General features: G+C 43.2%; 8 protein-coding genes and 2 rRNA genes. 2 read left to right on the top strand and 8 right to left on the bottom strand.

Annotated elements, in window-relative coordinates:
- Position 1 precedes the first annotated feature (1 nt).
- Positions 2 to 526, top strand: a complete 525-nt coding sequence (locus HMPREF9448_RS11880; RefSeq protein ID WP_008862820.1) for a dihydrofolate reductase — start codon at positions 2 to 4, stop codon at positions 524 to 526.
- Positions 527 to 531: 5 nt separating this feature from the next.
- On the opposite strand, the gene HMPREF9448_RS11885 is transcribed toward HMPREF9448_RS11880, so the two are convergent.
- Positions 532 to 984: a PepSY-like domain-containing protein gene (locus HMPREF9448_RS11885; RefSeq protein ID WP_008862821.1), complete on the bottom strand. Its 453-nt coding sequence runs from the start codon at positions 982 to 984 to the stop codon at positions 532 to 534.
- Between the two features lie 453 nt (positions 985 to 1,437).
- Here HMPREF9448_RS11885 and HMPREF9448_RS11890 point away from each other — a divergent pair, with 453 nt between their 5' ends.
- On the top strand, positions 1,438 to 2,598 hold the full coding sequence (locus HMPREF9448_RS11890) for a DUF6359 domain-containing protein (protein ID WP_008862822.1): 1,161 nt from the start codon (positions 1,438 to 1,440) through the stop codon (positions 2,596 to 2,598).
- 229 nt (positions 2,599 to 2,827) lie between these two features.
- Here the strand turns inward: HMPREF9448_RS11890 and tsf are convergent, their stop codons facing one another.
- The 7 genes from tsf to HMPREF9448_RS11925 form a co-directional block, all read right to left on the bottom strand.
- Positions 2,828 to 3,652 (bottom strand): translation elongation factor Ts, encoded by an 825-nt coding sequence (tsf, locus tag HMPREF9448_RS11895; RefSeq protein WP_008862823.1) that lies wholly within the window; start codon positions 3,650 to 3,652, stop codon positions 2,828 to 2,830.
- Positions 3,653 to 3,736: 84 nt separating this feature from the next.
- Positions 3,737 to 4,576, bottom strand: a complete 840-nt coding sequence (gene rpsB / locus HMPREF9448_RS11900) for a 30S ribosomal protein S2 (RefSeq protein ID WP_008862824.1) — start codon at positions 4,574 to 4,576, stop codon at positions 3,737 to 3,739.
- Between the two features lie 125 nt (positions 4,577 to 4,701).
- Complete coding sequence (rpsI, locus tag HMPREF9448_RS11905; protein WP_008862825.1) at positions 4,702 to 5,088, bottom strand: 30S ribosomal protein S9; 387 nt, start codon at positions 5,086 to 5,088, stop codon at positions 4,702 to 4,704.
- A gap of 5 nt (positions 5,089 to 5,093) precedes the next feature.
- Entirely contained in the window at positions 5,094 to 5,549 is a 456-nt protein-coding gene (rplM, locus tag HMPREF9448_RS11910) for a 50S ribosomal protein L13 (RefSeq protein ID WP_008862826.1), read from the bottom strand.
- Positions 5,550 to 5,773: 224 nt separating this feature from the next.
- Positions 5,774 to 8,080 (bottom strand): T9SS type A sorting domain-containing protein, encoded by a 2,307-nt coding sequence (locus HMPREF9448_RS11915; RefSeq protein WP_008862827.1) that lies wholly within the window; start codon positions 8,078 to 8,080, stop codon positions 5,774 to 5,776.
- A 402-nt stretch (positions 8,081 to 8,482) separates the two neighbouring features.
- A 5S ribosomal RNA gene (rrf, locus tag HMPREF9448_RS11920) occupies positions 8,483 to 8,591 on the bottom strand.
- Positions 8,592 to 8,664: 73 nt separating this feature from the next.
- Positions 8,665 to 10,146: ribosomal RNA gene (locus tag HMPREF9448_RS11925) — 23S ribosomal RNA — on the bottom strand; the annotation flags it as partial.

The following is a 10,146-nucleotide window of genomic DNA, read 5'->3' on the forward strand; positions in this document are numbered from 1 at the left end:
TATGAGTAAAATAGCATTAATCGCAGCCGTCGCCGAAAAAGGAGCCATTGGCCGGGACCAACAACTGTTATGCCACTTGCCCAACGACTTGAAACATTTCAAAACACTCACGTCGGGACATACCGTCGTCATGGGGCGAAAGACTTTCGAATCATTACCCAACGGCGCTTTACCTAACCGCAAGAATATCGTCTTGACACATAACACGGCACTATCGTGGCCGAATGTTACTGTCGTCCATACGCTTGACGAAATACCGATACAAGACACGACAGAAGACGAAATTTTCATTATGGGGGGAGCGACACTATACAACGAAACCATCAAGATAGCCGACACGCTGTATATCACACACATTCACCATACATTCGACGACGCCGACACATTCTTCCCGACCATAAACCCATCGGAGTGGGAAATCGCAAATTCGCAAGAAATGCCGGCCGACGAGAAACACGCTTATCCTTATACGTTTGTAACCTATACCAGAAGACGGATAGAAAACCGGGAACCTTCCGACAAATAACCGGGTCAATCCCTATCGATCTGCGTCACATTCCCGTTATTGTCGAATTCCAATTCTACGAGAGGAGCCGTGTTCAACTCCACTTCATATCCCCAATCGTAACGAGCCGCTTCGACAATTCCGGCAGTAGGATACTGTGTAGCGACATAAGTCAACAAATTACCCGGCAAAATATCTATTTGTAAAGCCGACGGCAACACTTGCAAGTTTCCATCTACCTTTTGCCACCCGCCGTCCTTATAGAATTTCAATTCGAATCCGTTACTCAACCAAACTTTGTAACGGGGCTCTTCATTCTTCTTTTCGGCCTTAACTACCTTTACATCGGAAAAATAAGTACTAACAAATTGATGAACAGAATCAGGCAAGTATTGATAGTCCACCCGTTCGTCCTCATCACAGGCACTCAATCCGGCAAGCCCTGCGAACAAAATAAAACTCCACAAAAACGTTTTCATAATCTCCCATTTTAATTTTTATCTTATAACAACATCGTTTGCCAATGGGTCGATTCCTTACAAAATTTAAATAGAATCATGTTACATATAAAATAAGCGAATCAGAATGTAACACTTTTGTAACACAGATCCAACATATTGCTATAAAAACCGGAAATCACAAAAATAATGTTAAATATTATCGTTTTTCTTGGGTATTTTGTTTGTATATAAAATTATATGCGTACATTTGCAATGTGTTTTTCATGGTATTAGAATTAAGGTTAACAAAGATTGGTTGTCGTGATGACAATCAATTTTTTCATTTTAAACTGTTCCGTTTTTCATCTATACTTTCTCTCATATACTATCCAAGACACTCCATAAGAAATAAGCAGTGGTCTATCTTCTTCAAATGATTGTTGTATCTTTAAATTTTAGGTACATTTGTAATCAAAATCCAACCTTACTGCAATGAAAAAAGCATTATTATCCATCGCACTATCGGCATTTGTTTTTTCACTGATAGCGGGAACAGGACTTTCGGCCGATTCCCCGTTAACCGTATCGCAAGCTCTTGCCAAGAAGAATGACCGGAAATCCTATTATATAAATGGATATATAGTCGGAGAATACAGAGACTACTCCAACAATAAACACTTCTACAACATTGCACCGCCCTTCGATGGAACCTCGGCCTACCTCATCGCCGACGAAATCGATGAAATCGATTTAAGCAAGATGATGCCCGTACAAATCAAGGACTATGTCGATTCGTACAATTTAGATGAAAATCCACAATATTGGCGCAAGCAACTGACCATAAAAGGAACGTTAACCGATTACTTCACCCTGCCGGGAATTAAGAATCTCACAGATTGGATAGCACCCGGCGAAAATGTCACAGACGAAACGAAATACTGGAACTTTTATGAAACTTTTGAAACGAAAAAAGCCTATACTCCCAATAGCACTTTAATGTATGGAGGAGGAATCTATGCCAGTGCCGAAACATGCCGATGGAAATTCGTAGGCGCTACATACGGAGACAGCTCCAACGATATGAAATGGGATAATGCAGCAGCCCACCTACGCCTTACCGAATCGACCTCCGGCGAACCCGGATACATCTACATGCTCGAAGATAAAAGCAACGGAATCGGGTACATACGCTTATGGGCTGCCCGATATAAAGATGATAAAGGTTCTGGGTCCTTCGGTGTATACATATCCGATGACAAAGGAAAAACTTGGGAACCCATTCAAACCGGTATTCCAATCAAAAAAGAGTTGACCGAATACCAATTCAAAGTGATGCATCCGGGAGAACTACGAATAAAAATAGGCAAAACAGAGAACTCGACGGCTGGAATAGACATTGATAATATCCACATCAGCGACTATTATACGACGTCGTCCGTTGAAAACATGTTGTCTCCGACAAATATACGAATATGGAGTTCGAAAGGTCATCTTTGTTTCGACACAAAAATGCCCGAACAAATCGACATCTACCTGATAAACGGCACACTCGTTAAGACTGAACATATAATCGGGAGTGGCAACATAGCCCTACCTGCCGGATTCTATATAGTCTCGATAAAAAACACCGCTACAAAAATTATCGTACAATAAATAAAAAGTAGTAGAAGCCATTAGTATATAACTTAATTGGTGCACTCCAAAAAGTCCTAAATATAATTCTCCTTATTTTAACCATCAATAGATAAAAGAGAAAGAGGGAATATTTTGAAAATGGGTAGAGCAGCCAGACGTCTTTCCATCTCTCTTTATCTCTACAATTTACCACAATAAAAAAGCCGTATCGAATGATACGGCTTTTTCTTATCAAAAATTTATATCGTTATTCCTCATTAAGAGTAATTCTCTTACAAGCAACAGCTGTAAGTTCTTTGTTGCTTGAATGAAGATACTGTTGAATAGTTTGCTTGGGATCTTTCACAAAAGCTTGTTCAAGTAAACAAACTTCTTGATAGAATTTGTTCAGACGACCCTGAGCAATCTTATCGAGCATTTCCTCTTTCTTACCCTCTTGACGAGCCTTATCTTTTGCGATTTCAAGTTCTTTTTCTACCACATCGGCCGGAACTTCATCACGAGAAACAGCGATAGGGCTCATAGCAGCAGCCTGCATAGCCACATCGTGAGCTACCTGATAATCGGTATCGGCAAGGTTAAAACCTACAATCGTAGCCAATTTATTCCCCGGGTGAATATAAGCGGTGGTATAAGGAGCCGAAATAGCTTCGTAGTAACCGAGCTCCATCTTTTCTCCGGTTTTACCGATTTCATCGACAATCAAGTTAGCGACGGGAGTACCATTGACAACCAAAGCCTTTACGGTTTCAAGATCGGTAGCTTTTGCCTCGATGGCAGCATCGAGAATAGATTTAGTCAAGGCTACGAAAGAATCGTTCTTAGCAACGAAATCCGTTTCGCACTTCAAAGCTACGATAGCAGCGAAATCGCCTTTGGCAGCAGCCAAAACGCAACCTTCCGAAGCTTCGCGGTCTTCGCGTTTAGCAGCGACAGCTTGACCTTTTTTACGAATAATTTCTTTTGCAGCTTCGATATCACCGTTAGTCTCGGTCAAAGCATTCTTACAATCCATCATGCCGGCTCCCGTAAGTTTACGTAGCTTGCTGATTTCAGCCATTGTAACAGCCATATACTTAATCTCCTATTTTTATAATTAGAAACGAACAAAGAGTGAAGTCAAAGAAAAGGCTCCACTCTTTGTCTTTGATTATTTTTATTCTTCTACTTCTTTAACTTCGGCGGCAGGAGCTTCGTCCGTTATTTCGGCAACCTCTGCATCTTCGGCTTTCTTGCGAGAGATACGAGTTTTACGTTCTTTCTTAACAGGAGCATCCTCACCCTCGGCAGGAGCATCAACTTTTTCAGCCTTACGTTCTTCCAAACCTTCGGCAATAGCACCGCATACGGCATCGAGAACCACTTCGATAGATTTCGAAGCATCGTCATTAGCCGGAATAACGAAATCTACATCGTTCGGATTCGAGTTGGTATCTACCATAGCAAATACGGGAATACCTAAACGATTGGCCTCGCGCACGGCAATATGTTCTTTCAAAACATCGACAACGAACAAAGCGGAAGGCAGACGATTCAAATCGGCAATACTACCCAAAGTCTTTTCCAACTTGGCACGTTGGCGAGAGATTTGCAATTTTTCACGCTTAGACAAATTGTCAAACGTTCCGTCCTTTTCCATTTTATCGATGGTAGACATTTTCTTCACAGCCTTACGGATCGTAGGGAAGTTAGTCAACATACCACCCGGCCAACGCTCGATAACATATGGCATATTCACAGCAGAAGCCTTGTCGGCGACAACTTGTTTGGCTTGTTTCTTAGTAGCGACGAACAGAATTTTTTTACCCGATTTAGCGATTGATTTCAATGCAGCTGCGGCTTCGTCGATCTTTGCTACGGTTTTATACAAGTCGATAATGTGGATACCGTTACGCTCCATGAAAATATAAGGAGCCATAGCAGGATTCCATTTTCTTTTCAAGTGTCCGAAATGAACACCGGCTTCCAATAACTGGTCAAAATTAGTAATAGACATTTTTTCTTTGTTTAATTTGTTTACATTCTACTTACACAACCACAAGGTAGTTCCCTATGAAAAGAAAAGTCCTTGCGGTTTGGATACTAAACACAAATATATCTTCGGCCTCAGGCCGTCGCATATTAACGTTTACTGAACTGGAATCTCTTACGAGCTTTGGGACGTCCAGGTTTCTTACGTTCAACGGTACGCGGGTCACGAGTCATGAAGCCTTCCGATTTCAGAGCAGGTTTATCCTCGGGATTGATTTTCACCAATGCGCGGGCAATCGCTAAACGAAGAGCCTCGGCCTGTCCTTTGAAACCACCGCCATTCAGATTCACTTTAATATCATACTTTTCTGCAACGCCCAATTTTTCAAGCGGTTGCTTTACAATGTATTGAAGTATTGAAGAGGGGAAATAAACAGCCAACTCTCTTTTGTTTATCGTAACTACACCCGAACCTTCGCAAACAAATACTCGTGCTACTGCGGCTTTACGTCTGCCTAATGCATTAACTACTTCCATATTACTTATTTAAGGGTGTTAATATCTATTGTTTTAGGGGTTTGTGCAGCATGTGGATGCTCGCTTCCTCCATAAATATAAACGTTTCTCAACAATTGAGCGCCCAATTTATTTTTGGGGAGCATACCTTTCAGTACACGTTTGAATAATCTCGATTCTCCTTTTTTCATCAAATCGGCAGGAGACAATTCTCTTTGACCGCCGGGATAACCTGTAAAGTTCAAATAAACCCGATCCGTCCATTTTTTCCCCGTTAATTGCACCTTATCGGCATTGATAATAATTACATTATCGCCACAATCCACATGAGGAGTATAGCACGGTTTATATTTACCACGCAATATTTTAGCAACTTTTGCACACATACGACCCAAAACTTGATCGGTTGCATCAACCACAACCCATTCTTTTTTAACGGTCGCTTTGTTTGCAGAAATGGTCTTATAACTTAAAGTATCCACTGCTTATTCTTTTAATTATTAAATACTTAACATACACATAGCATTCATGCTTCCGGCCAAAGAAGGCATGACTACTATTCAAATTTTCTCAAATTTGGGTAATAATCGGACTGCAAAGGTACGCTTTTTATTTGAAAAACAAAAGATTTCGATTTTTCTTTTACAGATTTAAACAAAAAAAATCGGCCCGGTTTTCCGGACCGATCTACTATCAGAAAGTATCTTTATTTCACCAGAACTTTCGTTGTTCTATTCCCGACTTTCACAATATAGAATCCGGGTAATAGATCATATTGGTTTTCTCCTACCCCGACAGAATCTTCCAATACCGACATTCCCGAAATAGAATAAATCTCTATCTTAGAAGGAACCTCGGCTTGCACATACAACTTTCCATCGATGGCATAAACCTTAGCACCAGATGCAGAAAGTGAATTTACCCCCGAAGGGATATATTCCACGATCTGCCGGTCCGAAAATTCCGATTCGACCAAATCATCGCCCAGCAAACGATAGGCCGATACCTCATAACCATATTTATACTGTCCACATTGTAATCCAGTAAAGGAGTACGAAATAGTTTCGGGGTCCCTCACAATAACACTGTTTTCCAATCTGGACACCTGAGCACCCGCTTTCAACTTTTGTTTAACGACAATATTATCGATAAAGAAAAGAGCACCGCCATCGGTAGCGAAACGGAGGCAATCTTTTTCAATACCGTTTTTCATTTCCACCGTAAGTGTTTTAGATTCCGATTTCTCGAAAGTCAGTGTTTTAGTATCGTTTTCAGAGTAGATATATAAATCGGTCCAACCGCTCGAAACCTTTGCCCATGCTGTCACTGTCACTTCGAATACGGTATCGTTATTCAGCACCAGTTCGGGCGTTTGAAGAGTCGCCTGCCAACCATACCCTCCAAGCATACCGTTTGCCAAACGAAGTCCGCCGCTAAATAACCAATTGGGCAATAAAGTATAATCATCTAGAATCACAAGAGAACTCGACTCAAACTCGTCTGGATTTTCTGGTGTAGCCGAAGTCGTTACTTTCGAAAAATCTTCTTCCAAAACAACATATTCTTCGTCTTCTCTCGCCGTATAAACACTATAATTATTCACTCTATACCCCTCGGCCTTAGGTGTTTTTTCCCAATGAGCCGTATATGACGACTCTGTTACATCGGTAGCGGCAGCCACAACAGGAGCGACCAATCCTATTACAGCGATTTCGTCAGATGGTTCGGACTGCACTCCATTTTCCGAAGAAGCCTTTACATAATAATAGTAATCCAAATTCTCGTCTAAGCCTTCCACGGCATAAGACGTCACAGGCCCTACATTCTTATCTTCGAAAACATATATATTTTCTCTGACAGGCATACAACTGTAAGAAATATCATCGATAGCGACACGTCCGTTATTCTTCTGTTCGAACCATATCTTTACCCGATAACAATCGGACGGTAGAGAAGAGGTAAGATCGATATAGCGCCCCGTTTGAAGCGAAGAAGCAAAAGAATAACCCAAGTCCTTCCACTCTACTCCATTAAAATATTCAGCATGAATTTTTGAGCTATTTCCAGAAAGCATAGTTTTACCCCAAAACGAAAAGCTATCCATAGGATCATCTTCCAACGGAGTTACGATAGAGTCTCCCGTAGCATCAAATGCCAATGCAACCGAAGCAGAATTGTAATTGCCTTCATCTGTATACACATGACGAGTCCCATGAGTAACGACATCGACAACCCAACCTTCGGGATATTGAGGATTATCAGAGCTAATCAACGAGTCGGTACAATTAACGGTATCGAAAGTCTCCTTCACTGTTTTCGGAGCCTTCCCATCAGGGAATCGTTTACTATACACGCTCAATAAATAGTCTTTGGCTCGCTCGCTGCTTTCCCAATGAGCCGTAAACCCCTCCCGCATAAGATCAGTCGCTTCCAACGATTTAGGCGTAGGAATAATCTCTTTTATCCGAACAATCTTTATATCATCAATTAAAACTTTGTCTTCATCACCAGCAGAAAACTGAATAAAACAACGGTCAAAAGTACCTTTTTTAAACTCTCCCGTATAGGTTTGCCAGTCAGTGGTAAGTGTATGTGCATAAGAATCGATAGTGTTATAACCTTCACCCATCACTACATTTATTTTCGATTGATCCCCCTCTTGCAGACGAGCTCGAAAAGAATAAGTAATCACCCCCGAATAATCCCCCTTAGGCGTATTCAAATAACCACCTTCATAGAAATAATAATTATATACAGGAGCTATCGCACAAATTCCCCCAGCCTGAAAAATACCCATACCAGACCAACCCGCTTGTTGGGTATATTGGGCATCGATTGCGCCAGTACTTTCATCTGCCAAATCCTGTTCCGTAGGAGCTGTTTCAGACCCCTCGACAAATTTGGAAAAATCCTCGTTAATCAATACGACCGGCGTCGATTCCGAAACAACGATCGCCGACACATTCACAGTTAATAAAACTACGAATAAAATACAAAGTAAACCTCTTTTCATAAACTAAAATTTATAGTGAATTTTGGATTTTTCAAAAAACAAATCGAAGAGCACGGATATAACCCAAAGCTCATCTACACTAAAACGAGAGGTTACAAATGTAAATATTATAAATAATAAACAAAATACAACATATCCATTTTCAAAAAATATATATATTGTATATTATCAAAGGGTTATGAGCCGAAAATCAGGGGTATGGAGCGGCGTCGGGGACGACAGGGGCGAGCTCTCAGAGACGGGAGTTTCTGAGGGGTGGGGTTTAATCCGCTAACGATGAGGTGAAACGATTCCGGTTAGGTTGAACTTCTCCGACTTTTGGATAGGACTGGGGTTGTGAGTCCTATATACAAAAAGAGAGAAAGCCGAAGGGGTTCTCCCTCTCCGGCTCTCTCTCCTATAAGTTGGCGGCTACCTACTCTCCCACTTGCGCAGTACCATCGGCGTGGCGGGGCTTAACTTCTCTGTTCGGAATGGGTAGAGGTGGATCCCCCGCGCTGTAACCGCCTGAATGTCTCGATCCTTGACGAAAAAAAAGAGTCTTTCGCAATCTCTGCCTCCCTTATCTACCCTCGACGTCTCGCACTTCCGAAAGTTTCGGGCTATTAGTACCGCTCGGCTGTGACATTGCTGCCTGTACACCTGCGGCCTATCTACGTCATCGTCTTTGACGTCCCTATATGGAAATCTTATCTTGGAGTGGGCTTCGCACTTAGATGCTTTCAGCGCTTATCCCTTCCAGACTTAGCTACTCGGCTGTGCTCCTGGCGGAACAACCGATGCACCAGGGGTCTGTCCAACACGGTCCTCTCGTACTAGTGTCGGATCTCCGCAAATTTCCTGCGCCCACAACAGATAGAGACCGAACTGTCTCACGACGTTCTGAACCCAGCTCGCGTGCCACTTTAATGGGCGAACAGCCCAACCCTTGGGACCTTCTCCAGCCCCAGGATGTGACGAGCCGACATCGAGGTGCCAAACCACTCCGTCGATATGAGCTCTTGGGAGGGATCAGCCTGTTATCCCCGGAGTACCTTTTATCCTTTGAGCGATGGCCCTTCCATGCGGAACCACCGGATCACTATGCTCTAGTTTCCTACCTGATCGACTTGTGGGTCTCTCAGTCAAGCACCCTTGTGCCATTACACTCTCCGACCGGTTACCAATCGGTCTGAGGGTACCTTTAGAAGCCTCCGTTACGCTTTTGGAGGCGACCACCCCAGTCAAACTACCCACCAAACAGTGTCCTCGCTACAGCGAGTTAGCGCTCAAACATTCGAAGGTCCGTATTTCAACAGCGGCTCCTCGACGACTGGCGTCGCCGACTCGTAGCCTCCGGACTATCCTACACATCAAATGCCCAAACGCAATGCTAAGTTGCAGTAAAGGTTCACGGGGTCTTTTCGTCCCGTTGCGGGTAATCGGCATCTTCACCGATACTACAATTTCACCGAAGTCACGGTTGAGACAGTGTCCAGATCATTACACCATTCGTGCAGGTCGGAACTTACCCGACAAGGAATTTCGCTACCTTAGGACCGTTATAGTTACGGCCGCCGTTTACCGGGGCTTCAATTCAAGCCTTCTCTTGCGATTAGCTCTCCTCTTAACCTTCCGGCACCGGGCAGGTGTCAGGCTGTATACTTCATCTTCAAATTTTGCACAGCCCTGTGTTTTTGTTAAACAGTTGCCTGGACCTATTCTCTGCGCCCCATCTTACTGGGGACCCTTTTTCCCGAGGTTACAGGGTCAATTTGCCTAGTTCCTTAACCGTGAGTCTTTCGAGCGCCTTGGTATATTCTACCCGACTACGTGTGTCCGTTTGGGGTACGGGTGGATATAGAATATGCTTAGCGGATTTTCTTGGGAGCCTGGTTACCACCGCTATTCGATTGCCCGGGGGCTCTCGATACTGTCAGCTTCGGCACGCTGGGCGGATTTGCCTGCCCGGCGTTTACCTACTTCCTTTAACCTGCGCTTCCGTCGGCAGGCGGGTGTGTCACTTCTCCGTCTCCACATCGCTCCTATATCCAGTAACGGAATCTTTACCGTTTCTTCCATCGGCT

It is taken from the genome of Barnesiella intestinihominis YIT 11860 (assembly GCF_000296465.1).
GTDB lineage: Bacteria > Bacteroidota > Bacteroidia > Bacteroidales > Barnesiellaceae > Barnesiella > Barnesiella intestinihominis.

Coding starts and splice junctions, on each gene's coding strand:
- HMPREF9448_RS11880 (WP_008862820.1), top strand. CDS start 2: ATGAGTAAAATAGCATTAATCGCAGCCGTCGCCGAAAAAGGAGCCATT.
- HMPREF9448_RS11885 (WP_008862821.1), bottom strand. CDS start 984: ATGAAAACGTTTTTGTGGAGTTTTATTTTGTTCGCAGGGCTTGCCGGA.
- HMPREF9448_RS11890 (WP_008862822.1), top strand. CDS start 1,438: ATGAAAAAAGCATTATTATCCATCGCACTATCGGCATTTGTTTTTTCA.
- tsf (WP_008862823.1), bottom strand. CDS start 3,652: ATGGCTGTTACAATGGCTGAAATCAGCAAGCTACGTAAACTTACGGGA.
- rpsB (WP_008862824.1), bottom strand. CDS start 4,576: ATGTCTATTACTAATTTTGACCAGTTATTGGAAGCCGGTGTTCATTTC.
- rpsI (WP_008862825.1), bottom strand. CDS start 5,088: ATGGAAGTAGTTAATGCATTAGGCAGACGTAAAGCCGCAGTAGCACGA.
- HMPREF9448_RS11915 (WP_008862827.1), bottom strand. CDS start 8,080: ATGAAAAGAGGTTTACTTTGTATTTTATTCGTAGTTTTATTAACTGTG.